We start from the raw sequence: 25969 nt of genomic DNA, 5'->3' as shown, positions 1-25969 counted from the left end.
GGATTCTCAGATGTTTATATACAAGGGTTAACCGTGGTACGCAGTCATCAATTTACTCTGGCCGGGTGCGGCGCAATCTGTCTTTTCAGCAGTGTGGTTGCGCTTATTCGGAATGTGACCGAGCAGCTTGGCCCTGTAGGCGGTGCTGCCATGATTTACAGCGTCAGCGCTTTCATTCTCATTCTGACCGTTGGCTTGCCTAAGCTGTCTTCATTTTCCCGGAAATACCTTTTGATCGGCGGTCTGCTGTTTGTCAGCTATGAAATGTGTCTGGCGTTGTCTCTGGGGATGGCAAATGATCGACTGCAAGCGGTTGAAATGGGATTGATAAACTACCTCTGGCCGTGTCTGACGGTACTGTTTGCGGTGATTTTCTCACGACGGTCAGTCAGTTGGATGTTGTATCCTTGCTTATTACTGTCTTTCTTTGGTGTTGCCTGGACAGTAGCGGGTGATAGCGGACTGTCTGTGTCCCGGTTAACCGACAATGTACAAAGTAACCCGCTCAGTTACACGCTCGCGCTGAGTGGGGCGTTCATCTGGGCAATTTATTGCAATGTTACCCGGATCATGGCCAGTGGTAAAAACGCCATTACCTGGTTTTTTGCAGCAACAGCAGTCGCGCTTTGGCTGAAGTTTATGTTCACCAATGAACCGCCAATGCAGTTTGATCTCCCGGTGATCAGGGATTTGCTATTGGCTGGTCTTGCCATGGGTGGCGGCTATGCATTATGGAATATCGGGATCCTGCGCGGCAACATGGTACTGCTGGCAACCTTGTCTTATTTCGTACCTGTGTTTTCAACCTTTTTGTCTGCGCAGTTGCTGGGACTGACGTTAACGGCAACCTTCTGGCAAGGTGTTGTGATGGTGAGTGTTGCTTCTGTACTGTGCTGGTGGATCACCCGTGAACAAGCTTCTTCACAGCCATTACAGGAAGAACAGGCCTGATCGTCACCCAACCCGCATATATTGCGGGTTTTTTATTCGTCTATCCTTACATCCAAACCACCAGCCTTTATTTCCATTGAAGACGATCACGATTCTTCTAATGACATATCAAATAAATTGAATATCAAAGTAAGATCCGACGCGAATCACTAAGATAGCGTTTTTGCTGGCTTACGCGATTCGGATTTACTGCAAATGTATTGATGATAGAAAGGAATATTGATGTACCAGGTTATTGAGCAAGTGGTTGGCCCTGAAGATTTTTTACGTTTACGCGAAATCTCTGGATTATCGTCCCGTTCTTATGAAGCGGCAGTGAAAGGCTTGCCAAACAGCCTTTACGGCGTACATATTCTTTATGACGGTATACCTGTTGCCATGGGGAGAGTGGTGGGCGACGGAGCCATTAATTTTGATATTGTGGATGTTGCTGTTGATCCCGACCATCAAGGAAAGGGCCTCGGGCGTCAAATCATGGAATATATCATGGCTTATCTCGACAACGCTGCCTTTCCCCGCTCTTATGTGTCGCTGATGGCAGACGTTCCTGAATTGTATGAAAAGTTTGGTTTTAAATTGTCCCGGCCAAACTCGGAAGGCATGTACTGGGTGAAAAAGTAGTAAACGACAATCGTGACGTATCGCGAACATGACGTACCGCGAAGGAGGTTTGAAGATGATTTCATGTCAGCAATATGACTATATCGAAATTGCCTGCTTGTATAAGTTGCCGGTAAAACTGTGTCTGACAGACGGAAGTGAGATTGAGGGTATAGCCCAGGACACACTTCGCAATGAAGAAAAACAAGAGTGTATGTCACTGAAAACTTCCTTCGGGTTACAGATTGTTGTGCTTGACCAGTTGACCACAATGGAAGCGGCCCGTCCGAACCCCCATTTCGAACGGGTGAGTTTTCGTTAGCAGACCACCAATAACGGACACGAATCGCATCACACCAAGGCTCTCTTTTTGGCTATGATTGCTAATGATGCCTATAGCCATCATTAAAGGCCTTATATTGATTTAGTGATCGCTATATACATCATTACTTGAAGTATGTGTTAATGATGATTAAACTCGCCATAATGAGGTATAGATGTATTTTATGATGAGTTTAGCTATCACTATTGGCTATGAGGTTTTGCATGAATTACCATGATTTGACGCCAATGGCGCTCGCAGAGCTCATCGGCGAGCGCATTCAAACCTATCGTTTAAACGCGAACATGACCCAGCAAGAGATCGCCGAGATCACGGGTCTCAATCGCACCACGATTAAAAACGTAGAAAGCGGACGCTGCAAAGTGGAAACACTCATGGCGACGATGTTGGCGCTGGGAATCGTAGATCATCTCGACAGCTTCCTCCCGCCTATAGATTTATCCCCAATCCAACTGGCAAAGATGAAAGGTTACCAGCGGGTTCGGGCCTCCAACAGACGGAAACCAAGCAACAAGACAAAGTCCCCGGAAGACAAAGCAGATGATGGCAATAAGGAAGACTTGGGATGGTAAAAGAATATGTTGTGGTGAAATATCAGGGCCGGGATGTCGGTGCTGCCACCTTTGACACGCAGACAAAGCGCAGTTCCTTCGAATACGACCGCTCATTTATTGATTCAGGTCTGGAGCTATCCCCCCTGATGATGCCTCTGGGCACTCAGATATATCAGTTTCCCAATCTTGACTGGGACACCTTCCGCGGTATGTCCGGCCTGTTGGCGGACTCGCTCCCTGATGACTTCGGGAATGCGGTGTTAAACAGTTGGGTTGCCCGTAACGGTAAACAACCGGGTGATATCACGCCTCTGCAACGCCTCCAGTACACTGGAGAGCGGGGAATGGGGGCATTGACCTATTCACCGGCAAAGAGAATGAACAAACTCAACAGCTCCAATCCTGTCGAAGTTCAGGAATTGGTGTCCATTGCTCAGGAAATTCTTGATGAGCGTACTCAGTTTGGCGTTGATCTAAACGGCCATGGTGATGAGGACAAAGAGGCCATGCTGGCCCTGATGTCAGTAGGCATGAGCGCGGGCGGGGCACGGCCTAAAGCTGTGCTGGCATTCAACAAGGAATTCACAGAGGCTCGTTCCGGCCAGACAGATGCCCCGGAAGGTTTCACTCATTGGTTACTGAAATTCGACGGAGTCAGTGAGCACAATAAAGACAGAGAAACGTTTGGTGATCCACTTGGTTACGGTGCTGGAGAATTCACCTATTACCAGATTGCCAGTGAGTTATGTGGTATTGAGATGATGCCCACTCGTTTACTGCAAGAAGGTGATCGCCGTCATTTTGTGACACAGCGGTTTGACCGGGTCCAGAATAAGCGTGTCCACACGCAGACACTCAACGGTATTGCTCATGTGAACTTTAAGCGGGTCGGTGAGTATTCCTATGAAGAGCTTTTTGCCATTGCCCGGAGGCTTAAACTCAAGGCTTTTGACGCTGAACAACTATTTCGCCGAATGGTGTTTAACGTTGTGGCCAGAAACCACGACGATCATTCCAAGAACTGGAGTTTTATGATGTCAGAGAAGGGGGAGTGGACATTGGCGCCTGCCTATGACCTTGCCTACTCCTACAAGAAAGGAAGTAAGTGGGTAAACAGCCACTGGATGAGTCTCAACGGAAAGCGGGACAATTTCACCCGTGAGGATTTCCATCAGTTCCGTAAACTGAGCCCGTTATTCACCAGGGAGAAAGTTGATAGCATTCTGGACTCAACCATAGAGCATGTCTCTACCTGGCGATCGAGAGCTCAAGATAACGGTGTCCCTGAAAGTCTGATCCAAGAAGTCGGAGCAAATCTGAGACTGAAGATTTAACGATATTCTCAGTTTATTAATCCTTGAAGGCTTTACACTCGGTTTGCGGGGCTAAAAAACAGCAAAGTAATGGTTATAAATATCGAGCTAGAACAACTGCCAACGATATTCAGCGTCGGATCGCGAGGGTACTTTGAAAACCTCACTACGGAGATGCGGGCTTTTTCCCTTAATGACAAATGAGAGGCGAAAAGCCATAGTTAACTTAAGAAGAAATGGCCCACTAAGGCGAGAGGATGAGTCAGTCAATGAATGAACAGGAAGCCAAAGAAAAGCTGGAAAGCTCGTCTAGAAAAGTCACGGATAAAGACATTCAGCGTGTGTTAGAAAAAGAGCAAGTCATTGAAGACAAAGTGCAGAAAAGTGGCACGCTGCGTAAGTATTTCAACGTAGTGAAATCCATGTATGGCCTGGTTAAGGCTTACTGGAAAGGCGAGTACCGGGAAATTCCCTGGTTTACTGTTGCTGCCATCGTTACGGCCTTACTTTATGTGTTTAACCCATTGGATGTTCTGCCGGATGTGATTCCCTTCCTGGGGCTGACGGATGACGCGCTGATTCTGGCCGTCTGTCTCAAGCTTGTACAACAGGATCTGGATGATTATGAAGCCTGGCGAGCAGGAAATGCCTCGACAGGTACAGAACAGCCAGACGTTAAAAACGAATAATTTCCTTTTATTTCAAAGTCAAAAAAGCTGCCAGTGGATATCAGGCAGCTTTTTTGTGTCTGAGACAGTGGTAGTTACAAAGTTATACATTTTATTTTCTTGTACAACTCGTTAAGCTTAACTAGCATCATTGTACAAGATGATTTTTTGTACAGGTGTGAGATGAGTATCCCGGTAGGTATTAGTGCATGTGTACTTGGCGAGAAAGTGCGCTTTGATGGCGGACACAAAAGAAACCGCTTTGTGACGGACGAACTGGCAAAATTTGTACAGTTTCGCCCGGTTTGCCCTGAAATGGCAATCGGCCTGCCTGTTCCACGCCCAACAATACGGCTGGTACAGCAGGAAAATGGTGAGCGCCTGGTCGATAGCAAAGGCGGTGAGCTGGATGTCACCGAAAAAATGAAGGCGTTTGCTGATAAGCACATCAGCGGCATTCAATCTCTGTGTGGCTTTGTAGTATGTGCCAAATCACCCACTTGTGGCATGGAAAGGGTGAAGCTGTATATCCCGAACGGTAACACAGTACCGGGGGGCACAGTGGGGGTGTTTACCCGAAAATTGATGGCAGCTATGCCCTGGTTACCCGTCGAAGAGGACGGGCGGTTGCATGACCCAGCGCTGCGTGAAAACTTTGTGTTTCGTATTTATGCCTTACATGATTTTTATCAAAACATGGGCAGTGGCTTGAGCATGGATGCGTTCGTTAAATTTCATTCACGCTATAAATACGTCCTGATGGCACACAGCCCGACAGCGTACAGAGAGTTGGGGCGGCTAGTGGCCGGCATCAAAGACTGGGATCTGGCGGAATTTTTCGTTGAATACCGTCAGCAGTTCATGGATGCCCTGAGCAAACATGCTCGCCGAAGCAACAACACCAATGTGCTAATGCATTTACAGGGTTATTTCAAACGCAACCTGACCGGCGAACAAAAGCAGGAATTGCTGGACCTGATTGAAAGCTACCGCCTGGGTCATCAGCCTATTCTGGCCCCTCTGGTCTTGATCAAACATTACCTGAAAGAATACCCGGATCCGTATCTGCAGTTGCAGACCTTTCTTAATCCGTATCCGGAGGAGTTGAAATTACGTTATGGCCTCTGAAGTTATGTTATTCGCTATTAGAGAAGTGTCTGAAATGACGGGGGTGAATTCCGTCACTTTACGCGCATGGCAACGCCGGTACGGGCTGCTCAAGCCACAGCGCACAGAAAAAGGGCACCGTTTATATACACAGGCGGATATTGAAAAGATCCGTTTGATCCTGTCCTGGCTTGAGAAAGGCGTCGCTATCAGCAAGGTAAGGCCGTTACTCGAAGGCCAGGTGAGTGACGCCAGCGGTCAGGAAAAAGGCAGTGATGGGATAGCACCGATACTGGGCGCTTTATCAGATTGCCGGCGCGAAAAACTCGAACAGTTACTGAGCCAGCTGATGAAAGAATACCCGCTGCCAATGTTTGTCGAAAAAGTGGTAGTGCCTGTAGACACCCAGGTAAACGATCCGGCTAATCCGCTGCGGGCGATTCAGCAAGCACTGTGGCAATCCACTCTGATAGAGCAATGCGCCAGCCTGGTAGCCAAAACACGTAAACGGAGCAGCCGCAAAGCCATGCTGCTGAGCTTTGAACCGGCCCAGGATGGCATTACGCATTACATCTGGCTCACCGCTCTGTCACTGAGCAATGAAGGTTACAGTGTCACTCTGCTGGGTAATCTGCCGTTTAACAGCAAATTACACGGTCTGGAAGCGGCAGTCTCACAACAGGCATTTGAATCTGTGGTTGTGATTGGGGAAAGCAAGCTTCCTCCGGCGATTTTAAAGCAACTTGCGCGTGTAGACAGCGAGTGTCAGTGTCCGGTCTCGCTGAAAGGCAGTATCGCCGCTATCCATGCTGACTGGGTGCAGCAGTTAAAAGGAGCCTGATGCCATGACCGCGACCAATAGCAGCAATCGATGCCTGATGTGGTTTCGGGCAGATTTGAGAACGGTCGATAACACGGCCCTGATTCAGGCATGCCAGAAGTACCATTCTGTGCTGGCGGTGTTCATTGCCACGCCTGAGCAGTGGGCGAGTCACGATGTGGCTCCCATCCAGATCGATTTTATGCGCCGTCGGTTAGCTGTGCTCCAGTCTCAGCTGGCTGAACTTAATATTCCACTGCGCATAGAGGCAGTTGCTGACTTTAACGCTGTCCCTGACTGCCTGACAACATTGGCTCACGACTGGCAGGCAGAGCATGTGTTCTGTAACAAGCAGTATGAATGGAATGAGCGCCAACGTGACATGGCTGCGGGTCATGCGCTGGCAGAGGCGGGGATCAAATTCAGCGCTCTGGAAGATACCTGTGTGCTGCCTGCCGGCAGTGTTCTGACTCGTCAGGGCGAGTCTTTCAGAGTATATACGCCTTTTCGCCGCGAATGGTTACGTCTGTTCCAGCAAAGCCCGGCGCTGGCGCAACCTGTGCCGCAACCTGTATCACCCTATGACTGTGCCGACCGTTTTGGCTCCGTGATTGAGACCAACTTCGAACCGTCATGGATGAACTATCCGATGGCAGACAGCAGTCGCTGGCCAGTGGAAGAAAACTCTATCCGCGATGCGCTGATGCGCTTTTGTATCGAGCATATTGCGGACTACGGCGAGCAGCGGGATTTTCCTGCCGTAGAGGGCACCAGCAAATTATCACCGTATCTGGCTATTGGTGCCTTGTCGGCCCGGCAATGCGTCTCTGCGATTTTACATGAGTACCCGCACGCAATTGAGAAGCAGGACGCAGGGCCTTTTGTCTGGCTCAATGAAATTATCTGGCGTGAGTTTTACCGTCATCTCATTGAGGCTTACCCGAAAGTCAGCCGAGCCCAGCCATTTGTCGGCTGGACAAGACAAGTGACCTGGCATTCCGACAAAGCAGCACTGGCACGTTGGCAACAGGGAGAAACCGGTTTTCCCATCGTCGATGCCGCCATGCGCCAGCTGAAAGCCACCGGCTGGATGCACAACCGACTGCGGATGATTACCGCCAGCTTCTTAACCAAAGATTTGCTGATCCACTGGCAGGCGGGCGAGCAGTGGTTCATGTCTCATCTGATCGACGGGGATTTGGCATCGAATAACGGTGGCTGGCAATGGGCGGCATCTACCGGCACCGATGCTCAGCCCTATTTTCGGGTATTCAATCCGACTACGCAGGGAAAAAAGTTTGATCCAAATGGTGAGTTCATACGTATATGGGTAAAAGAGCTCGAAAACGTGCCTGACAAGTATATTCACACCCCCCATGAATGGTCAGGCGCAGCCAGCCTTGAGTATCCCACGCCTATGGTGGATCACAAGTTGGCGAGGTTACATGCCATTGAGGCATTTAAACAGGCAAAAGCCACATCATGAAAGATCAAGGTCGCGAACTTGTTATGAGTAAATGGCGCGTTCACCCTGGCACTGTGATGCTCTTTTTTGAAAAACCGGGTAAGTGACGTTGTCACATGTTATGTGAGGTTCTGATTCAAGTGGTTGAAGCGCGAGCCAGTGCGACTATACGTTTGAGCAGCCAGCGCAGCAAGGTCGGTATGTGGTCAATTTCCTCACTGTCTGTAAACTCCACCATGGCCAGAGCGACATCCGGTTTCGCATGATGTTTGAGCGCTTTTTGTATGATCTTTTTGGGTGGCGCAGGGTGGTCATCCGACACTCGTGCCAGCTTACGAAACAGGGGTTCATAGCCGTGGTGAAACAGGAAATGTTCGATATCGAGATCGGGTAAGACAGTTAACCTGTGTTTGTCTGATTCGCTGCCAAGCATGTGCCGCACCGTTTCTGCGTACTTCTTACCTGCGGCATCACCATCTGTCACGACATGCCATTCTATTCCCATCAATTTCGCAATTTTGATGATAGGCCTCAGGCCACTTTGTGCAAATTCAATCACCTGCACGCCTTCTGAAGCAAAGTTGTAGCCGCACCGGTAACCAAATTCATTTAACAGCCAGACTTCTGTTTCCCCTTCCACGAGCAACCAGGCCCGGGCATACAGTGCGCCGGGGCGATGTAACCGCACATGAAAGCCGACTCTGCGCAGTTCATCCCGGCTCAGGCTGTGGCTGTCAAGGCTGTAGACTCGGGTTTTATCGGGTTCTCTGTTGAGTTTCTTTATACTGTTCAACGGGACAACAGAGGCCAGTTCCGGGCTGTTGGTGGTAAGAATTTTCTGCATCGGCATATTAACGACAAAAGCCCAGGCCTGATGAAGAATGATGGGGTGAAGTCTGCCTTCCGGGTCTTCAAGGATCATGATGGGGCGTGATATACGCTTCAGTTCTACCGGCCCCCGTGCGCGGATGTAGGCATTGATGAGCCCCATCAGTACCAGTTTGTTTTGCTTGGTCATTTCCGGGCGGGCCAGCATTTCCAGAGGGTTAGGGGAATAGTGACTGCGTTCAGGGAAATGCCGGTGGCCCCTGTGGGGCGTTTTATGGTGCGGTGTAAACGCAAAATAATGATCAACCAGCGTCCGCAATGCCCGGATACTACTTTTGATTTCATCGCTGCTGACATGGCCGGGACGGGTCAGCAGGCGGCGGCAAGTGTTATCCAGCCGGCGCTCTATTCGGGTGTTGAGGGCATTGCGTTGTTCCTGATCGAGCTCTTCCTGCTGCTCTGCGTCAAGCCGCAGTTGCCTCGCATCGCGGATCCGCACTATGGGATGTAAAACCATCAGTTGCCTAGCCAGCTTGTTGCTATCCGGGCAGTCAATGATATTGCCACCGGCATCAAGAAAATGGCGTTCTGTGATCACTTTGTCGTCTTCACGTTCGCTGCTTATCTGATAGTAAAACTGCTTACCATCTTTGCCGTTCCTGACCCACACGGGCTTGAAGGAGCGGTAGCGTCGCGCTTTGTGCTCGCCCGGATAATCTTCAACCCAGTTCAGGACGATTTGCAGCTGAGAGACCTGAGTATGGCCCAGTGAGTAGTCAACATGAAAGTCAGAAAAATGAAAGTTATGGAATTTGGCGTCCGGTGAGAGTGCGATACTGAGTGCATCCAGTAGGGAAGATTTACCCCAGGTGTTTTCACCTATGAGTACCGTCAGTTCATTCAGTGTCAGAGACAAGCGCTTGATACCTCTGAAACCGGCAATTTCGATTCTGCTTAAATGCATTCTTCACCTGCCCACAGTGTTTGCTTACTGTAAGCCTATAGCATTAACAGACAGTGTGTTCATGTATATGCTCACAAAATTGGCAGAAGCTGTTGATTTTCATCGTGATTGAAATTGAGCCCGGACGGCTGCTTGTGATGAAGGGATGGGGTTGTTATAGTCCAGACCAGACAACAATCCGGGCAATGGCTCAGGATGATCAAACACCTATTGGGTAAAACGAACCCAAATTTTCAGGAGTTGGCTGATGGCAAAAATTATTCATACCATGGTGCGAGTGCATGATCTGGAGAAGTCCCTCGTCTTTTATAAACAGGCGCTGGAATTAGATGTTGCTCACCGCTTGGATTTTGATGACTTCAGCCTGGTCTATCTGCGCAATGATGAGAATGATATGGAGCTGGAGCTGACCTGGAATAAAGGTGCTGAGCCCTATACTCACGGCAGCGGCTACGGTCACATTGCCGTGGCTGTGGATGACTTGGATGCTGAACACGAGAAGCTGCACTCTCTGGGGTATGCGCCACTGGATATTAAAGAGTTTTCTCGCGATGGTCAGTTACTGGCACGCTTCTTTTTTGTTTTAGACCCGGATGGCTATAAAATTGAAGTCCTGCAGCGGCATGGACACTATCAGTAATACGTTTTACGTATGAACCTGTGAATGTATCAGAAGGCAGCATTAACGCTGCCTTTTCTGACTTTCAGTTGCCTGTTTATGGTGATATTTTTGTGACAGATGAGATATTCATCCCTGGATACGGGCCTTTCCTGTATGATGATATGCACAATGTGATAAAAATCATATCTGATTGAAATATTTCACGGAGAACAGAAAGCCTTTATGACCCGACACACTCAAGCCCGAATCACCATCGCCCATATCAACGATACGCACTCTCACTTTGAACCCTCTGCAATCAAACTGACTTTGCCCGAACATGTGTTAATTCAAACACCAGGCCAGTCTGTTACCGGGAATGAGCATGAGACGACTGTGTATGCCAGTTGTGGCGGGTTTGCACGGGTATTGACGGCGGTGAAAGAGGCAAGAAAGCAAGCGTATTTAAATGGCCGTGAGTTTATGTTTGTGCATGCCGGCGACTGCTTTCAGGGCACATTGTATTTTTCTCTGTTCAAAGGTGAGGCTAATGCCAGACTGCTTAATGCGATTGGCGTAGAAGCTATGGCGCTGGGCAATCATGAACTGGATATGGGTAACACCCTGGTTGCCGATTTTCTGGATCAGGTCGATTTTCCAATGCTGGCCGGTAACTGGGATCTGAGTCAGGAAGATCAATCCAAGCGTAACCCGCTGAGACCCAAGTCAAACCTGCTGGCCTATAACAATGAGACGGGTTGCGCACGTTATATGCTGAAAGACGTGCAGGGAGAACCTGTCGCGCTCTTTGGCCTGACCATTGAAAATATGGATAAAATTGCCAACCCGGACCCGGATACCTCTTTCCGGTCGGTAGTTTCCGTTGCTGAAAAGACCATTGCTGAGTTACACCGTCACGGCGTGAACAAAATCGTGCTTCTCAGTCATCTTGGCTATGAACGTGATCTTGAACTGGCTGAAAAAGTGGAAGGGATCGCCGTTATCATTGGCGGCCATACCCATACCATGCAAGGGGATTTCACCAATGTCGGATACGGCAAAAAAGACCAGTATGCCGTCAATATTAACGGTACTTGTGTGGTGCAGGCCGGTTGTAATGCACTGGCGCTGGGACAGGTTTCGATCGATTTCGCGGCTGATGGTAGTGTTGAACAGGTGTCAGGCGGTAATCAGTTGCTGCTTGGCCGTCAATTTACTCTGGATGCCACTCGCAATGAGCATTTAGACCCGGATTGCCATGAAGTGGTAAAACACTATCTTCAGCAGCAACCCAATATCACTATGTGCGCTAAGGATCCGGTTGTAGAGAATATTCTGAATCTGGATTATCGTCCTGCGGTTCGAGAGCGACAGACCAATAAAGTGGCGGAGGTTACTGAATCACTCCGTCATGTCAGAGTGCCTGATAGCCATGGTGCGAGTGCTATTGCCCCTCTGGTGGTTGAAAGTTTTGTTCATCATGGCAGACAGATGGGCTTTGAGGTTGATTTTGGCATTCACAATGCTGGTGGTGTCAGAACCTCGCTGAACCCAGGGCCTATCAGTTCTGCAGATATTGCCGGGCGCTTATTACCTTTCGCCATTGGGCTGATGGTCTATAAAGTCAGAGGCGCCAAAGTGCGTGAAGCGCTGGAAGGTGCGATAGATAATGCTGTTGATAACGGAGTTGAAGGCACGGGTACCGGCAGTTTCCCTTATACGGCCCATCTGCGTTTTACTTATCGCTGTTGCCTGCCGAAAGGTCAGCGGATAGAAAAACTGGCTTATTTCAAAGAAGGGGACTGGTTGCCTCTGGAAGACGACGCTGTTTATACCTCAGTGTCGTCCGGTTATACGGCGACAGGCAAAGAAGGCTATCAGGCGCTGCTGGACTGTGAAATGGCGCCTTTATCACTCGATTGTACAATGGCTGAAGCGTTTGAAAATTATGCGCGTTATCAGCAACAGCTTTCTGCACCGAAAGATGATCTGATCACTTACATTCCCTGTGAGTGCGAGCATGTTGATCACGAACATGGTGCGGCGTAAAGCTCAGCATCAGTTGTTGGCAACTCACCGTCAGGCCTGGCAATACGTCAGGCTTTTTTATCTGTATTTTCCATTTAATGATGCTAGCCCTTCGGTCGACTGATTACTGATAAGGTGATTAAGCAAGAGTCGGGTATGAATCGGGATTGGCTGGATGCAATTTTAATCAGTGTTTGGATTGTGGCCTGGAGTGCACTGACATACTGGGTACCAGTGTCAGGCATCTGATTAACTGAAATAAGGAAGAGGTATTCAGCAGAATACCTCTTTACGCGTCAGAAGCGTTTAAGCGAATGCGGCTTCGGAAGCCGTGTTGCCTTCACCTGTCTGCGATGACAGGTGCGCTAATCGGTAGGCAGCAAGATCTTCAATGGTTAAAACCGGCATATCATGACGCTTGCCGAATGATATTACTTCAGGCAAACGGGCCATGGTGCCATCGGGGTTGGTCAGTTCACAAAGCACGCCGAACGGCTTTTTGCCAGCTAAGCGCATGAGATCTATGGTTGCCTCTGTATGACCACGACGACCCAGCACACCTTCAGAATTTGCTTTGAGCGGAAAAACATGGCCAGGCCTGTGCAAATCTCCGGGCTGTGCGTCATCGGCAGTTGCTGCTTTGATGGTGGTGACACGATCAGCGGCAGAAACGCCTGTAGTAACTCCCTTTGCAGCCTCGATGGTTACCGTAAAACCGGTTTGATTTACGCTGGTATTATTGTCGACCATCATGGGTAACGCGAGTTGCTCTACCCGATCTTGGGGTAAGCACAAGCAGACAATGCCTGAGCACTCGCGAATCATCAGTGCCATTTGCTCAGTCGTGAGCGAATCGGCGGCATAAATGATATCACCTTCGTTTTCACGATCTTCGTCGTCAACCACCAAAACACCACGACCTTCACGAATAGCGCGGATGCCGGTTTCAACGCGCTCGAAAGCGGTACCAAAAGGGGAAAGCAGAGACTGATTCATGGTATGTACTCCATTATTAACATTAACGTTACCAGAATCAGGGCGCAAAAAAACAGCGTTTCAGCCAGGCTGAAATAGCTTTACAGGTAGGTGTTAGCAGGCAAGCCACAGGCTCGCTGAACATAATGTAAAAGCAAGAAACAAATCCGCTGATTCTCTTCCATCCGGACTATAACCGTCGGCTCTGGACTCGCTGCATTCAGTAGAGAATACAGTTTCACCAGATCTGCTGACCTTCATCCACACTGAGTGTGATTACGATGAAGCGCTCGCGGGCTTCTGTCGAAAAAGGCATGACTTTATCAGCCTGTTTCTGTCAGTTACCGCCGGTGGGGAATTTCACCCCGCCCTGAGAATTCCAGTCGATAATAATGAAATCACTGCGCGAAGAGCAAGACTGTCATCACGTTAAAGGATATTTATCTGTTCAATCAGCACAACTGCTTGTTTTCTGCTCACGGAATCAGTTCACAGAGGGCGTTTGCGTTGGGTTCTTGCTGTTGAGTAAGTTGCTCATCCATTTTACCACTAACGGCATGGCATAGATTGGAAGCTGAAGTGCACCAACAAGAATGAGATAGTCTGGGCCTAATGCGGTTCCGGCGACGGTATAAGTCAGCAAGACATTCCGATTGGCGGAAGTGATGCCTGCAAGAAGACCATTCTGAACATTTTTCCGCATAAACAGCAGAAAGCCAGTAATAAAGAAGAGCAGGCATATTGCGATACCGTAACCAAAGTAAAGTAATCCTTGCTGCCATGACTGATCGACAAATGTACGAAAGTCAGCCATCAGCCCCAGCGGAAATGCCGGAACCAGCAAAATAGTTACTTGTGCAATTTTACTGTGCGTCCGCTGAAGAATGTGGGAAGGAACGTAGCGGTGACACAGGTCTGATAGCAGCATAGGACCAAAAATGAAAATAACCAGTCGCTGGAAATATGTCATCAGATCAAGACCGAAGCTGTCATGCTGGAAAAGGTAGAGATTGATACAAAGCACAACGGGCATCAGCAGCGTGGTGGCAATAGTCATCGCCATCGCGGTCATCACATCCAGCCCAACTGAGCGTGCTATGGCTGGTGTGGCAAATAATGATCCGGTTGCCGCAACCGCTGAAATAGCCAGGATCAGTGACGCGGAAGCCCCCAACACAGAGGCAATGAAGGTTGAGAGTATTGACAGCAATGCGGCATGATAAAAGGCGTATACCCAGATTTTAGGCTGAAATAAAAGGCTGATTAAGGCGTTTTGTTTCATCCCAATCAAAGTAAACAACATTAAAAAGAACAGAATGTAAGGCAAATAAGGGAAAACTGCAGTAGATATCGCTGGAAAGGAAAATCCAATGACAGCTGCAAGTAATAAAAGTATTGAAGAGTGTCTCGCAAGCAGGGATAACATCTTTAATCCTGTGTGATTGTTAATTGGTTGTGAACTTTGGTTGAGCCTAATCTGATAACACGCTATTTAGGCATTAATTGATACCATTTCGTGACAGATTATTCATCTCTTCAGCGTATATATTTTTTGCTGTCACTCAAATTGAAACCTTTACGTAACAGATTAGATTTTTTTATGGGTCATTGGAAAAAAATGTCATTTTTAGTTCAAAAATCAACCGGTTAGTATTTGTCCTGTAGAACAACATTAAACCCACCAAAAATGAGGCAATCATGGCACAGGCAATGCACTTCGACACCATCACAAATCAGGACGTCATGGAGAAGAAAGCCTATTCGCTGAACATCAAAGGATTGATTGCACACGCACTGGATATTTTGTTACCCCGTCAGCAGGTATCCGTTAAGACTTATCAGGTTTCTCATCTGCCAGTTCACTTGCAGAAAGACATTGGTCTGATTCGGTAAGCATATCACTTGCAAGACAACATAAGCGCCGGCCCTGAAGCCGGCGTTTTTTTGTTAATTTTTCTTATGTGAATATAGTGTAAGACAATGGTGGATAAAACGGAGTTAGAACATTTTCATCATAATTATCAGTTTTTAATCTGTTTGGGTTTATTTTACATAAGCATATGGCATGATAGTGTCATTAAATATATCGGAAAGGAGTGCTTTCGTGGGTTTCTGGTCAAAGCTCTTTGGAAGAGAAACGGCAGATTCGAAAACGCTTGAAGTGACACCTGAGGAATATAAAGGGTATCTCATTTACCCTGAACCTATTTCCGAAGGCGGGCAGTTTCGGATTGCTGGCAGGATTTGCAAAGAATGTGAAGGTGAGTTGAAAACACACACTTTCATACGGTCAGATTTGCTGGCAAGCAAAGCGGATGCGACAACATTTATGGTGAATAAAGCCAAGATGTTCATCGATCAGACCGGCGAAGCCATGTTCCGGTAAATTCAGTGCATTGTCTGAGGGAGTAAAGACGCTGCGCTGACATGAATGCTTAGAGGCCGGTGCTTTTTATCAGGGAACCGGACCCCGGTTATTGCACATTCTATTTTTTGCATAGCTGGTGGGAAACCCTGAATGTTGTTGGGAGAAAACGGCAAATCGTGGGTGTGTAGTTCATTCTCTTTCAGTTTTTTGGCTGATCAGTGAAACGGACTACAGAGCCTGAGTTTGCCCTACATTGTTGGTGTTATTAACTTCAAGTAAGTCAAAAACATCCGTTGTTTAATCTCAAGTAAAGAGTGTTGTATTGGTTCCATTCTCAGCCGTTGCGATACTGGGAACTGGATACTAAATGTGTACATTTTGCTACTGTTCAGGGAATAACGATGCAGATAGGTGTGCCTAAAGAAATACTCGCGAATGAAACGCGAGTGGCTGCGACGCCGAAAACGGTCGAGCAGTTATTAAAAATGGGGTTCAGTGTTGCTGTTGAACATGACGCTGGTATTCACGCAAGTTTTGATGACGCTGCTTTTGAAGCTGCAGGCGCTAGTGTCGTGTCTACGGAAGAAGTGTGGCAGTCAGACCTGATTTTTAAAGTGAATGCCCCCAGTGATGATGAGATTGCTCTCCTGAAAGAGGGGGCAAGCTTGGTCAGCTTTATCTGGCCGGCGCAGAATCCAGAATTGCTGAAGAAACTGTCCAGTAAAAATATCAACGTAATGGCTATGGATTCGGTGCCGCGTATCTCACGAGCACAAGCCCTGGATGCATTGAGTTCTATGGCAAACATTGCCGGTTATCGTGCTGTCGTTGAAGCTGCCCACGAATTTGGACGTTTCTTTACCGGGCAGATTACTGCTGCTGGTAAAGTACCGCCAGCAAAAGTGCTGGTTGCAGGTGCGGGGGTTGCTGGATTGGCCGCTATCGGTGCTGCGGGCAGCCTGGGTGCCATTGTTCGCGCCTTCGATGTGCGTCCTGAAGTCAAAGAGCAAGTGCAGTCTATGGGTGCTGAGTTCCTTGAAGTCGATTTCAAGGAAGATACCAGCACAGGTGATGGCTACGCGAAAGAAATGTCAGACGAATTTAACAAGGCTGCTGAGCGTTTGTACGCAGAGCAGGCGAAAGACGTTGACATCATTATTACTACTGCGCTGATTCCCGGCCGCCCGGCTCCTCGCCTGATTACCCAGGAAATGGTTGATTCTATGAAGCCCGGCAGCGTTATTGTCGACCTTGCTGCTGCCAATGGCGGAAACTGTGCCTATACCGAAGCCGATAAAGTTATCACTACACCTAACGGTGTGAAAATTATCGGTTACACCGATATGGTCAGCCGTCTGCCGAATCAGTCGTCCCAGCTTTATGCCACCAACCTGGTCAATTTGATGAAGCTGCTGTGTAAAGAAAAAGACGGCAACATAGATATCAACTTTGATGATGAAGTACTGCGCGGTTTAACTGTGGTTAAAGAAGGTGAACTCACCTGGCCAGCACCACCCATTAAAGTATCCGCTGCTCCGCAGCAAGAAAAAGCAGTTGCCGCACCTGTTACTAAAGCAGTCAAAGAGCCAATGCCGCCAGCGAGAAAGTATGGTCTGATGGCAGCAGGGGCGTTATTGTTTGGCTGGGTCGCGAATTATGCTCCTGCTGAATTCCTTTCTCACTTCACGGTTTTTGTTCTGGCCTGTGTGGTGGGCTACTACGTCGTATGGAACGTTACGCATGCATTGCACACACCTCTGATGTCAGTGACCAATGCTATATCCGGTATCATTATTGTCGGTGCCTTATTGCAGATTGGTCAGGGGGTTGGCGTTGTGTCCTTCTTTGCCTTTATTGCTGTTTTGATCGCAAGTATCAATATTTTTGGTGGCTTTACCGTCACTAAGCGGATGCTTGAAATGTTCCGTAAAGATAAGTAAGGGAGTTGTTATCAATGTCTGCAGGAATTGTTCAAGCGGCCTACATTATTGCTGCTGTCCTTTTTATAATGTCGCTGGCAGGACTCTCTAAACAGGAATCCGCAAAGTCAGGTAACTACTTTGGTATGGCAGGAATGGCCATAGCACTGATTGCTACTATTTTTGGCCCGGAATCAGCAGGAACTGGCTGGATTATTCTGGCCATGATTGTGGGTGGTGCGATTGGTATTTACTATGCCAAGAAAGTTGAAATGACTCAGATGCCAGAGCTGGTTGCTATTCTTCACAGTTTTGTGGGTATGGCTGCCGTGCTGGTCGGTTTCAATACTTTCCTTGACCATGGTGAAGCACTGACTGGTGCGATGTTAACCATTCATTTGGTTGAAATTTTTATCGGTGTCTTCATCGGTGCTGTAACCTTTACAGGCTCCGTGGTGGCTTTTGGTAAACTTCGCGGTTCAATGTCATCCAAGCCTTTGATGCTGCCTCATCGCCATAAACTGAACTTGCTGGCTGTGCTGGTTTCTCTTGTTTTACTGACAGTGTTTGTGGATCCGGATCCTTCGATATTCCCACTCATTGTTGTGACAATTATCGCTTTAGCATTCGGTTATCATTTGGTCGCATCGATCGGTGGTGCGGATATGCCGGTTGTCGTGTCAATGCTGAACTCATATTCAGGATGGGCCGCCGCAGCGGCTGGCTTTATGCTGGCCAATGATCTGCTGATTGTGACTGGTGCTTTGGTTGGCTCTTCAGGTGCGATACTGTCTTACATCATGTGTAAGGCAATGAATCGTTCATTTGTCAGTGTCATTGCAGGTGGTTTTGGTACAGATGGCTCAGTTTCTACCGGTGATGAAGAAGTGGGCGAGTACCACGAATCCTCTGCGGAAGAAGTGGCAGAGATGCTGAAAGATGCTCGCTCTGTGATCATCACACCAGGATACGGAATGGCGGTTGCGCAAGCGCAGTATCCGGTACACGAAATAACAGAGAAACTACGGGCAAAAGGGGTGGATGTCAGATTTGGTATTCACCCGGTTGCCGGTCGTTTGCCTGGCCACATGAATGTACTGCTGGCTGAAGCGAGAGTGCCCTACGATATTGTCCTGGAAATGGACGAGATTAATGAGGACTTCTCAGAGACAGACGTTGTACTGGTGATCGGTGCTAACGATACGGTTAACCCGGCGGCAATGGAAGACCCAGGTAGCCCGATTGCCGGTATGCCAGTTCTGGAAGTGTGGAACGCGAAACACGTTATCGTATTTAAGCGCTCAATGAATACCGGTTATGCAGGTGTGCAAAACCCATTGTTCTTCAAAGAAAACACCCAGATGCTGTTTGGCGATGCCAAAGAGAGTGTTGAGAACATTGCCCGTTTTTTGTAAGTAATACAGTAAACCACTAATTAAACGCCGCTTATTGAGCGGCGTTTTTCTTTTCCTATTTTTGATGCCTGATGCAAAGCTTCAACAGAAAAATGAATGAGTAGTCTGTTATCTGGGCCTGATTGACCTGTTAGGGTGGCGAGAATGCCTAATCCCTTTATAGTTATCTGATCTAATGACAATTTTCTGACAATACTGAACCGGTGAATGTTAAACTTCCGCGCTATGAAAAAGTATGTGCTAATTATTTCTATTCTGTTTACAGGCTCCCTTAAAGCGGAGACGGAAAGTTTACCTGATCGTATGTCAGCGGCTCGTGCTGAATTGCTTTCCAGTAAACCTCTGGCTACATACGATTTTCGACAGTTACAAAGTCGTTACCCGACACCGTTACTGCTGCCATCCAGTTTGTTGCCGCAGTCAGCCAAGTACCCGCTATCGGCGCTGCGGCACCTTTATCAAAATGCGGAAACTTGTAAGGGCCCATGGCCAGTCAGCCCTTTGGTAACACATCCTGTGGTTTTTACTCGCGCGATGTGTAACAGCGTTGTGTTACCAAGAGGCTGGTTTGTACGTTCTGGCTATATTCATCCAGGCGGTGGGAGCTATGCTGCACGTTATCTGGAAAAGTTTCCAAATCGCAATAAAGAACTGGAAAACTACTTACACATTCAGGAGCGTGATTTAGCTGCGACAGGCACTGTGCTGGGACGATTACAGCGGATGAGCAGTGAAGAAATCCGAGTGTTTATTGCCGGTGCGGAAGCTTTTATATCCAATGGCGAACTTTGGATCCGGAATGGGAATGAATACCATGTCTATGATCAGCCTACATGGGCGCAGGCACTGGCAAAGCATGATCTGCACTTCACGCGTTTGGTTGCCACTGACTTCTGCTTAGTCAAAAGTGGCAACATTTGCTGGCAAGAAGAAGACAAGTCGTACCTGACGACATATTTGCTTGCAGGATTGCTGGTTGTCAATATTGGCTTACTCATGGGTTGGGTGATGTATCGCTGGCGAATTCGCCGACGCGCGATGCAGGAAAGAATGTTAGTCCTGCAAATCTTGACTCACGAGCTACGTACACCAATCGCAAGTTTGAGCATGACGGTGGAAGGTTTTCGTCGTCACTTTGATGCTTTGCCTGAAACCCTATATGATGAGTTCAGACGATTGACCGAAGATTCACGCCGATTAAGGCAGTTGGCTGAGGCCAGCAAGGATTACCTGCAGGCGAATCATCAAGAATTGAGTGTTCAGAATCTGGAGTCCTTTAATGAATGGATTGAATTTATTGCAGAACCCTATGATGTGACATTGTCACTTGCTGAGGACCGTAGCGTCAAGGTCAATATGTACTGGCTTGGAACCTGTATTGATAACTTGCTGTCCAATGCTCACAAATATGGCCAGGCACCGATTGAATTAACATCATCGTTCAAAGATGGAAAATTGATTGTCAAAGTAAAAGACCAGGGAAATTTAGGTAGTAAGGATTGGACCCGACTGAGAAAACCCTTTGTGAGTGAAAAGGGCTTAGGGTTGGGACTGACAATCGTTGAATCGATGATCCGTCGAATGGGTGGGCGGATGAAATTAATAGGTCCGCCAACCACTTTTATTTTGGAGATACCGTGTGAATCAAACTCTGCTACTGGTTGAAGATGACCGCAACCTTGCTGATGGTTTGCTCGAATGTTTGAAAGAAGCAGGCTATGAGTGCCTGTATGCTGACTGTGCAACCAATGTTGAAAATCTGTGGGCGCAAGCCGATCTGGTTGTTCTTGACCGCCAGCTACCCGAAGGAGACTCGCTGACTTACCTTGAAGGTTGGTTAAAGCTTAAATCGGTTCCCGTGATTCTGCTTACAGCAATGGTGTCTGTGAATGACAAGGTGATTGGCCTTGACTCAGGCGCCAAAGATTACCTGACTAAACCTTTTGCTGAAGAAGAACTGCTGGCGCGTATTCGTGTTCACTTGAGAAATGGTGAGTCTGAATCGCAAAATGCAAACCTGATTGCTATCGGTGAAACACTGATTAATCTGGAAAGTCGTGAAGTGAAGCAAAAAGGGGACTCTGTCACTCTCACTCGTACGGAATTTGAGCTGCTTGTTTTCCTTGCAAAACATTCAGGCCGAGTTTTCACCCGGGATGAGCTGCTTGATCAGGTGTGGGGCTATAACCATTATCCGACAACACGTACTGTCGATACCCATATCCTGCAGTTACGTCAAAAGCTGCCTGGTATTGAGATCGAAACTCTGCGCGGTGTTGGCTATCGGATGAAAGCACCGCAAGAATGAAATCGCTGTGGGTAACACCTGCCTTTGGGATCATGACATGTCTGTTCATGATCCCTCAGGCGTCGGCTAAATGGTTTGTGGGTAAGGATCTCTACACTGTTGCGCACCAGCGATTACTGGAAGGGAACACAGCAGCCAGTTTCGAGACTATGGTTCAGGCCTGGCAGCAGCTTCCTTCAGAGGAGCAGCAGGCTAACCTGAATGATTTACTTGAGCTTGCCATTACAGAAGATTGCGGTTTCAGTTTGAAACAGCGAAGTCTGCCTGAGTGGCTGTCTAAAGTGGCTGTTCGACGTGAAGTGATCCAGAACCTGAACCAGGTATTACTGAGGTTGTCTGTTACGGGAATTACTCAGGCTAAGCAGCTTGAGGTCACATTTTCCCGTTGGCCAGACACTCAATTCAGCATGCCTGCGGCCTTAATTTCTGAGAATGGTCAGTTTGTCACGGAATCTCGCCGTTTAGATGAGCCCTTAGCTGCAGGCCTTTATCAGTTGAAAATTACGGCAGGCAAGGAGCGTAGCTGGAATTCCTGGGTAATACTGACCAAGCCGGATCCTAAACAGAAAATTGGCTGGAAAGACAGTAAAAACTGGCGTATTGAGCGTGAAGTCTTACCCAATTCAACGTGTCCATCGCCTGTATTGTCGATGAATTTGTTTGACTTGAACGACACAAACTGGAGCCCGATCTGGACTCAGGATGTTGATGGAAAACTACCGACAAGTTTGCCGGCGATTGATGTACCTGATGGCCGCTACTGGCTGAGTGTCGGACTGGTTGAAAGCCGCTGGCAGGGAGACATCTCTATTTTGGATATTCAACGAATAACCCGGCCTGTTGATTATCCTGATTTTTAACAGCGAAAGCAGAGTAAAAACCCGCTGGATGATTCTGAAACGGTAGCGCAGGTTTGACCACCTGCAACCAAGACCACAGTGTCTTGGTTTATTGTTTTACATCAACCTGTCTCTTCCATAATTGTCTATTATGTCTTTTTTACTGTAAATAGTGAAAAGCACATGCAAATTGTTGATAAAGCTTCCGCGCTGAGGATCCCCCCGTTTTTACGTTTGGCGTTTCGGCCCTTTTTTCTGGCTGCTGGTCTGTTCTCCGTGATCACAATGTTGATCTGGGCGGGCTTTTGGTCCGGCTTCATGCTGTTCCCTATGTACGGAAATCCAGTGTGGTGGCACAGCCACGAAATGCTGTTTGGATTTACCGGTGCTGTGATTGTTGGATTTCTGCTGACTGCAGTACAAAACTGGACGGGTGTTCCTGGTATCAGCGGCTGGAAGCTGGGGCTGGTGTTTGCAATATGGTTGATTGCGAGAGTTGCGCTGCTTGTTATGGCTCCCCATGCAGTCTGGATGATACTTGATCTGCTTTGGCTGGCTATGGCACTCCTTTTTCTGGCGATACCTATAATCAGAAATCGCCAGTGGCGAAATGTCCTTTTTCTGCCAGTGTTGTTTCTGTTGTTGTTTCTGAATACTCGTATGCATGGAATCGTACTGGGTTGGAGCCATGTTCCGCTGAGCACTGTGGCATTGCAAACTACCTTGTTAATTGCTGTGCTGATGACTGTCATGGGGGGCCGTGTTATCCCATTTTTTACGGCGCGTGGCACACAAACTGAACCCATCACACGTATACCCTGGCGTGAATACTTAGCCTTGTGGCCCATGTGGGCTGTTTTCCTGTCATTATTACTGCTCCCGCCAGAGCACCCCTCAATGTGGTTTGGTGTCTTGTGTATGTTTGCAGCATTGGCACAAATTCCGCGTCTGGCGCGTTGGCGAACAGGCAGCACGTTTAGAATTCCATTATTGTGGATGCTTCATTTAGCCTATTACTTTACTGTTGTGGGTGTGTTTTTGTTAGGTGTCAGTCAGGTGTTTCCTCAGCAATTAGCCTACAGTATCTCACTGCATGTCATAACAGTCGGTGGTATAGGGGGCATGATACTGGCGATGGTTGTCAGGGTCTCATTAGGTCATACCGGAAGGGCACTGCAGACAGGGAAGCTGATTTTTGCTGCTTTTGTCACTTTGCTGATGGCTGTGTTAGTCAGAACGTTACTGATAGTGATGTTTCCGGGGCTGACGCAACACGCCTACATACTATCCGCATTACTGTGGGCGGTGGCCTTTGGGCTATTTTGTATTGTGTTCTGGCCGATACTCACTCAGGCTCGTGCTGACGGGCATCCGGGCTAGGGCTTTTGAATTATCAATGACAGGCTGATGAAGAGTCGTTAGAATGGCTTCCCTTTCAAGAAGTGTACAGGATTCGTTATGTTTGGTGATTCGTCAATTTCTTTAACTCACGAAGAACAGCAAGAAGCGGCAGAGCGAATTCATGAGCTGATGGCGCAAGGTATCAGCAGTGGAGAGGCGATTCAAATTGTTGCTGAACAGATTCGCCAGAGTAAAAGTGCGGATAAGAGTCAGTAACCATTACAGTCAGACTCACAAAAAGGGCTTTGCAATAACGCAAAGCCCTTTTGCTTTTCAGCGACGGTTCGCTTAATCCTGGTCGTAGATAGTCGGGATTGGTTGTCGTTTATGCTGAGTGGCGTTATAAATGCTGATCAGCTTCTCCTTCACTGAATTACTGACTGTTTTTCCTTCAAGAAAATCATCGATTTCATCGTAAGTCAGCTGTAGCGCCTCTTCGTCCGTCTTTTGGGGTGTCAGGCATTCAAGATCGGCAGTTGGCACTTTGTGAACAAGTGCTTGCGGCGCACCAAGGAAATCTGCAATTTGACGTACCTGCCGTTTGCTCAGACCAAACAGTGGTGCTAAATCGCAAGCGCCGTCGCCCCATTTGGTATAAAAGCCAGTAATATTCTCAGCCGAGTGGTCGGTCCCCAGGACAAGTCCGCCAACCAGGCCGGCGATCTCATACTGTGCCACCATACGGGTACGCGCTTTAACATTCCCTTTAACAAAATCGACTTTGGCATCATCTTGTGGAATCACGCCGGTACCGCTCAGCGCATCCAGTGTGGCGGCATGCGTTCCATCGACGCCAGGCTTAATATTGACCGACACTGAATGAGTAGGGCGGATGAATTGTAAGGCCTGCTGGGCTTCATCTTCATCCTGTTGCTGCCCATAAGGTAAACGAACAGCGATGAACTGATAGTTTTGAGATGCGGACTCAGCATTAAGACCATCTACCGCCAGTTGAGCCAACCGGCCGCAGGTAGTGGAATCAACCCCACCACTGATGCCCAGCACTAAAGACCGGCAATGCGCTTGTTTAAGCTTGTGTTGAATGAAAGCAACGCGACGCTGAACTTCAAACTCAGCGTCTATCACTGGGAGTACCTGCATTTCTGCACGGATAAGCTGTTCCATGACATGGATCCTCTGTGCTTAGACCAATTTCTGGACATTCGATGCCGAATACTGGTGAAAGCGGTAAAATGTATTAAACCTTTTACGAAATCATGCGATAACTCTTAAGTAGGATCAATGCTGATTGAGAAAGAAATTGGTATTTTTATTTTGTTCAGAGGGGAATGAGGCAACAGAAGTATGACAAAAAAGATTGCAGTATTTGGCAGCGCATTTAATCCCCCCAGCTTAGGGCATAAATCTGTGCTGGAACGGCTATCCCATTTTGATCAAGTTTTACTGGTTCCCAGTTATTCTCATGCCTGGGGAAAAGTCATGCTTAACTATGACTCTCGTTGCACTATGGTTGCCGCTTTTATCGCAGATTTAAATTTTGCCAATTTATCTCTTTGTCGAATAGAGGAAGCAATCTCACAAAATGATAAACCAGTGACGACCTATGATGTTATGCGTTCCCTGCAAAATGAACATCAGAGCGCAGAGCTGACTTTTATTGTCGGACCAGATAATTTTTTAAATTTTTCAAACTTTTATCGGGCTAAAGACATCTTAAGTCATTGGCAGATTCTCAGCTGTCCTGAAACGCTTCCCATTCGGAGTACTGACATTCGTGATAATATTGTCAAAAACAGGCCAATTTCACATTTAACAACTCCGGGTGTGGTTAGAATAATAACGTCAGAGCATTTTTATGTTGCCAGTGATGGTTAAAAATAAACCAGTCAGTATTTCTGTCGCCTATACGTTTAAAGTCCGAAAAATTTATTAAGGGTGTTTCGTGAATCGGGTTATTCGAAAATTGCATGTTGCTCTATTGCAGATCGGGCTGTTGTCTTTTTCGTATTCTGCATTCGCTTTACCTTGCCACTTTTATAGTCAGAAACAGCTTAAAAGTTTGTCTGAAGACGACAGAGGGGCCTACTTGCTGACCTGTTTTCAACCCTTAACGGTAGGGAAAGGGGGAGCTTATTCCACTCAGGCTCTGCCCTCAGCCGGGGACAATATGCGCTGGGATGAAGCTGAAAATCACCATGAGAACGACGCATCTTTTTGGGATGACTGGCAATCTGGCTCCAGTGGTCCAATGCTGAAAGATAACTCATCGTCCGCTTTCTATGGTCTGGGCTTGTGGCTTCCCAAAAAATATGAAGGTCTGGATATCATGACGCTGCAAGATGCCAAAGAATGGGTCATGAAACACGGTGTCATGATGAGTTTTGGACTGGGTTCAGAAGACGGCCAATCCACTAAATACCGAATCGATTACATGTGGCATGAAGATGAGCGGGATGGCGTCATGCTGCAGGTAGATATACCGCTTAAGTAACAATCGCTTTTTATACTCGCCCGGTTATCTGTAACCAGCTACCTGTACCA

Annotated in this window: 26 protein-coding genes and 1 riboswitch; of the genes, 22 read left to right on the top strand and 4 right to left on the bottom strand. The window is 47.7% G+C overall.

Annotation, left to right across the window (positions count from 1 at the left end; genetic code table 11):
• The first annotated feature begins 33 nt into the window (after positions 1-33).
• The 9 genes from yddG (at position 34) to phrB (ending at position 7842) form a co-directional block, all read left to right on the top strand.
• A complete protein-coding gene (gene yddG / locus IFO68_RS00830; RefSeq protein WP_192013815.1) occupies positions 34-951 on the top strand; it encodes an aromatic amino acid DMT transporter YddG in 918 nt (305 codons plus the stop codon).
• A gap of 222 nt (positions 952-1173) precedes the next feature.
• A complete protein-coding gene (locus tag IFO68_RS00825) occupies positions 1174-1572 on the top strand; it encodes a GNAT family N-acetyltransferase (RefSeq protein WP_192013813.1) in 399 nt (132 codons plus the stop codon).
• A 55-nt stretch (positions 1573-1627) separates the two neighbouring features.
• On the top strand, positions 1628-1873 hold the full coding sequence (locus tag IFO68_RS00820) for a Rho-binding antiterminator (protein WP_192013811.1): 246 nt from the start codon (positions 1628-1630) through the stop codon (positions 1871-1873).
• 224 nt (positions 1874-2097) lie between these two features.
• Positions 2098-2466 carry a helix-turn-helix domain-containing protein gene (locus IFO68_RS00815; RefSeq protein ID WP_192013809.1) on the top strand — a complete coding sequence of 123 codons (369 nt, stop codon included), beginning with the start codon at positions 2098-2100 and terminating at the stop codon, positions 2464-2466.
• Entirely contained in the window at positions 2460-3782 is a 1323-nt protein-coding gene (locus IFO68_RS00810; protein WP_192013807.1) for a type II toxin-antitoxin system HipA family toxin, read from the top strand. Before IFO68_RS00815 ends, IFO68_RS00810 begins: the two co-directional genes overlap by 7 nt.
• A 236-nt stretch (positions 3783-4018) precedes the next feature.
• Positions 4019-4450: a YkvA family protein gene (locus IFO68_RS00805; RefSeq protein ID WP_225444988.1), complete on the top strand. Its 432-nt coding sequence runs from the start codon at positions 4019-4021 to the stop codon at positions 4448-4450.
• 162 nt (positions 4451-4612) lie between these two features.
• Positions 4613-5557, top strand: coding sequence for a YbgA family protein (locus tag IFO68_RS00800; protein ID WP_192013805.1), 945 nt, complete (start codon positions 4613-4615; stop codon positions 5555-5557).
• A 4-nt stretch (positions 5558-5561) separates the two neighbouring features.
• Positions 5562-6377, top strand: a complete 816-nt coding sequence (locus tag IFO68_RS00795) for a MerR family transcriptional regulator (protein WP_192013804.1) — start codon at positions 5562-5564, stop codon at positions 6375-6377.
• A gap of 4 nt (positions 6378-6381) precedes the next feature.
• A complete protein-coding gene (gene phrB / locus IFO68_RS00790) occupies positions 6382-7842 on the top strand; it encodes a deoxyribodipyrimidine photo-lyase (RefSeq protein ID WP_192013802.1) in 1461 nt (486 codons plus the stop codon).
• Positions 7843-7957: 115 nt separating this feature from the next.
• Here the strand turns inward: phrB and IFO68_RS00785 are convergent, their stop codons facing one another.
• Positions 7958-9613, bottom strand: coding sequence for an ATP-dependent endonuclease (locus IFO68_RS00785; protein WP_192013800.1), 1656 nt, complete (start codon positions 9611-9613; stop codon positions 7958-7960).
• Between the two features lie 247 nt (positions 9614-9860).
• Between IFO68_RS00785 and IFO68_RS00780 the strand changes: the two genes are divergently transcribed.
• Positions 9861-10253 carry a VOC family protein gene (locus IFO68_RS00780; protein ID WP_192013799.1) on the top strand — a complete coding sequence of 131 codons (393 nt, stop codon included), beginning with the start codon at positions 9861-9863 and terminating at the stop codon, positions 10251-10253.
• A gap of 204 nt (positions 10254-10457) precedes the next feature.
• Positions 10458-12263 (top strand): bifunctional metallophosphatase/5'-nucleotidase, encoded by a 1806-nt coding sequence (locus IFO68_RS00775; RefSeq protein ID WP_192013798.1) that lies wholly within the window; start codon positions 10458-10460, stop codon positions 12261-12263.
• A gap of 285 nt (positions 12264-12548) precedes the next feature.
• Here the strand turns inward: IFO68_RS00775 and ribB are convergent, their stop codons facing one another.
• Together ribB and IFO68_RS00765 are read right to left on the bottom strand one after the other, a co-directional pair.
• Positions 12549-13238 (bottom strand): 3,4-dihydroxy-2-butanone-4-phosphate synthase, encoded by a 690-nt coding sequence (gene ribB, locus IFO68_RS00770; protein WP_192013796.1) that lies wholly within the window; start codon positions 13236-13238, stop codon positions 12549-12551.
• Positions 13239-13386: 148 nt separating this feature from the next.
• Positions 13387-13599, bottom strand: a riboswitch (FMN riboswitch).
• Between the two features lie 102 nt (positions 13600-13701).
• Positions 13702-14499, bottom strand: coding sequence for a hypothetical protein (locus IFO68_RS00765; protein ID WP_330872800.1), 798 nt, complete (start codon positions 14497-14499; stop codon positions 13702-13704).
• Positions 14500-14915: 416 nt separating this feature from the next.
• Between IFO68_RS00765 and IFO68_RS00760 the strand changes: the two genes are divergently transcribed.
• The 9 genes from IFO68_RS00760 to IFO68_RS00720 all read left to right on the top strand — a co-directional run bounded on the left by IFO68_RS00760 (position 14916) and on the right by IFO68_RS00720 (position 23683).
• The gene (locus IFO68_RS00760; RefSeq protein WP_027251300.1) at positions 14916-15110 is read left to right on the top strand and encodes a hypothetical protein; all 195 of its coding nucleotides are present in this window, start codon (positions 14916-14918) and stop codon (positions 15108-15110) included.
• A gap of 211 nt (positions 15111-15321) precedes the next feature.
• Entirely contained in the window at positions 15322-15603 is a 282-nt protein-coding gene (locus tag IFO68_RS00755; RefSeq protein ID WP_192013793.1) for an HlyU family transcriptional regulator, read from the top strand.
• A gap of 383 nt (positions 15604-15986) precedes the next feature.
• Positions 15987-17525: a Re/Si-specific NAD(P)(+) transhydrogenase subunit alpha gene (gene pntA / locus IFO68_RS00750; protein ID WP_027251302.1), complete on the top strand. Its 1539-nt coding sequence runs from the start codon at positions 15987-15989 to the stop codon at positions 17523-17525.
• Between the two features lie 14 nt (positions 17526-17539).
• Positions 17540-18919 carry a Re/Si-specific NAD(P)(+) transhydrogenase subunit beta gene (gene pntB / locus IFO68_RS00745; RefSeq protein WP_192013791.1) on the top strand — a complete coding sequence of 460 codons (1380 nt, stop codon included), beginning with the start codon at positions 17540-17542 and terminating at the stop codon, positions 18917-18919.
• Between the two features lie 225 nt (positions 18920-19144).
• On the top strand, positions 19145-20584 hold the full coding sequence (gene vxrA, locus IFO68_RS00740; protein WP_192014523.1) for a sensor histidine kinase VxrA: 1440 nt from the start codon (positions 19145-19147) through the stop codon (positions 20582-20584).
• Positions 20559-21227 (top strand): response regulator transcription factor, encoded by a 669-nt coding sequence (locus IFO68_RS00735; RefSeq protein ID WP_027251305.1) that lies wholly within the window; start codon positions 20559-20561, stop codon positions 21225-21227. Before vxrA ends, IFO68_RS00735 begins: the two co-directional genes overlap by 26 nt.
• Positions 21224-22087 carry a DUF2861 family protein gene (locus tag IFO68_RS00730; protein ID WP_225444987.1) on the top strand — a complete coding sequence of 288 codons (864 nt, stop codon included), beginning with the start codon at positions 21224-21226 and terminating at the stop codon, positions 22085-22087. The genes IFO68_RS00735 and IFO68_RS00730 overlap by 4 nt, the downstream gene beginning before the upstream one ends.
• 162 nt (positions 22088-22249) lie before the next feature.
• The gene (locus IFO68_RS00725) at positions 22250-23446 is read left to right on the top strand and encodes an NnrS family protein (protein ID WP_192013789.1); all 1197 of its coding nucleotides are present in this window, start codon (positions 22250-22252) and stop codon (positions 23444-23446) included.
• Between the two features lie 78 nt (positions 23447-23524).
• Complete coding sequence (locus IFO68_RS00720; RefSeq protein ID WP_081669192.1) at positions 23525-23683, top strand: YoaH family protein; 159 nt, start codon at positions 23525-23527, stop codon at positions 23681-23683.
• A gap of 72 nt (positions 23684-23755) precedes the next feature.
• Here the strand turns inward: IFO68_RS00720 and nadE are convergent, their stop codons facing one another.
• Entirely contained in the window at positions 23756-24592 is an 837-nt protein-coding gene (nadE, locus tag IFO68_RS00715) for an ammonia-dependent NAD(+) synthetase (RefSeq protein ID WP_192013787.1), read from the bottom strand.
• Positions 24593-24772: 180 nt separating this feature from the next.
• On the opposite strand from nadE, the gene IFO68_RS00710 reads away from it, so the two are divergent.
• Both IFO68_RS00710 and IFO68_RS00705 read left to right on the top strand, forming a co-directional pair.
• The gene (locus IFO68_RS00710; protein WP_192013780.1) at positions 24773-25303 is read left to right on the top strand and encodes a nicotinate-nicotinamide nucleotide adenylyltransferase; all 531 of its coding nucleotides are present in this window, start codon (positions 24773-24775) and stop codon (positions 25301-25303) included.
• 67 nt (positions 25304-25370) lie between these two features.
• Positions 25371-25919: a hypothetical protein gene (locus IFO68_RS00705; RefSeq protein ID WP_192013778.1), complete on the top strand. Its 549-nt coding sequence runs from the start codon at positions 25371-25373 to the stop codon at positions 25917-25919.
• Positions 25920-25969 lie beyond the last annotated feature (50 nt).

The sequence above is a fragment of the Photobacterium arenosum genome (genome assembly GCF_014841115.1).
GTDB classification, from domain to species: domain Bacteria; phylum Pseudomonadota; class Gammaproteobacteria; order Enterobacterales; family Vibrionaceae; genus Photobacterium; species Photobacterium arenosum.
Note: the sequence above shows the minus strand (reverse complement) of the source record. Positions and strands in the feature narration are given on the sequence as shown.

Bases quoted from the DNA above. Each gene is read 5' to 3' on its own strand.
- pntA (WP_027251302.1), top strand. From the start codon at position 15,987: ATGCAGATAGGTGTGCCTAAAGAAATACTCGCGAATGAAACGCGAGTG.
- IFO68_RS00720 (WP_081669192.1), top strand. From the start codon at position 23,525: ATGTTTGGTGATTCGTCAATTTCTTTAACTCACGAAGAACAGCAAGAA.
- nadE (WP_192013787.1), bottom strand. From the start codon at position 24,592: ATGGAACAGCTTATCCGTGCAGAAATGCAGGTACTCCCAGTGATAGAC.
- IFO68_RS00810 (WP_192013807.1), top strand. From the start codon at position 2,460: ATGGTAAAAGAATATGTTGTGGTGAAATATCAGGGCCGGGATGTCGGT.
- IFO68_RS00775 (WP_192013798.1), top strand. From the start codon at position 10,458: ATGACCCGACACACTCAAGCCCGAATCACCATCGCCCATATCAACGAT.
- IFO68_RS00780 (WP_192013799.1), top strand. From the start codon at position 9,861: ATGGCAAAAATTATTCATACCATGGTGCGAGTGCATGATCTGGAGAAG.
- IFO68_RS00785 (WP_192013800.1), bottom strand. From the start codon at position 9,613: ATGCATTTAAGCAGAATCGAAATTGCCGGTTTCAGAGGTATCAAGCGC.
- IFO68_RS00825 (WP_192013813.1), top strand. From the start codon at position 1,174: ATGTACCAGGTTATTGAGCAAGTGGTTGGCCCTGAAGATTTTTTACGT.
- IFO68_RS00765 (WP_330872800.1), bottom strand. From the start codon at position 14,499: ATGAAACAAAACGCCTTAATCAGCCTTTTATTTCAGCCTAAAATCTGG.
- ribB (WP_192013796.1), bottom strand. From the start codon at position 13,238: ATGAATCAGTCTCTGCTTTCCCCTTTTGGTACCGCTTTCGAGCGCGTT.
- IFO68_RS00820 (WP_192013811.1), top strand. From the start codon at position 1,628: ATGATTTCATGTCAGCAATATGACTATATCGAAATTGCCTGCTTGTAT.
- IFO68_RS00815 (WP_192013809.1), top strand. From the start codon at position 2,098: ATGAATTACCATGATTTGACGCCAATGGCGCTCGCAGAGCTCATCGGC.
- IFO68_RS00710 (WP_192013780.1), top strand. From the start codon at position 24,773: ATGACAAAAAAGATTGCAGTATTTGGCAGCGCATTTAATCCCCCCAGC.
- IFO68_RS00725 (WP_192013789.1), top strand. From the start codon at position 22,250: ATGCAAATTGTTGATAAAGCTTCCGCGCTGAGGATCCCCCCGTTTTTA.
- pntB (WP_192013791.1), top strand. From the start codon at position 17,540: ATGTCTGCAGGAATTGTTCAAGCGGCCTACATTATTGCTGCTGTCCTT.
- IFO68_RS00760 (WP_027251300.1), top strand. From the start codon at position 14,916: ATGGCACAGGCAATGCACTTCGACACCATCACAAATCAGGACGTCATG.
- phrB (WP_192013802.1), top strand. From the start codon at position 6,382: ATGACCGCGACCAATAGCAGCAATCGATGCCTGATGTGGTTTCGGGCA.
- vxrA (WP_192014523.1), top strand. From the start codon at position 19,145: ATGAAAAAGTATGTGCTAATTATTTCTATTCTGTTTACAGGCTCCCTT.
- IFO68_RS00795 (WP_192013804.1), top strand. From the start codon at position 5,562: ATGTTATTCGCTATTAGAGAAGTGTCTGAAATGACGGGGGTGAATTCC.
- IFO68_RS00805 (WP_225444988.1), top strand. From the start codon at position 4,019: ATGAGTCAGTCAATGAATGAACAGGAAGCCAAAGAAAAGCTGGAAAGC.
- IFO68_RS00800 (WP_192013805.1), top strand. From the start codon at position 4,613: ATGAGTATCCCGGTAGGTATTAGTGCATGTGTACTTGGCGAGAAAGTG.
- IFO68_RS00730 (WP_225444987.1), top strand. From the start codon at position 21,224: ATGAAATCGCTGTGGGTAACACCTGCCTTTGGGATCATGACATGTCTG.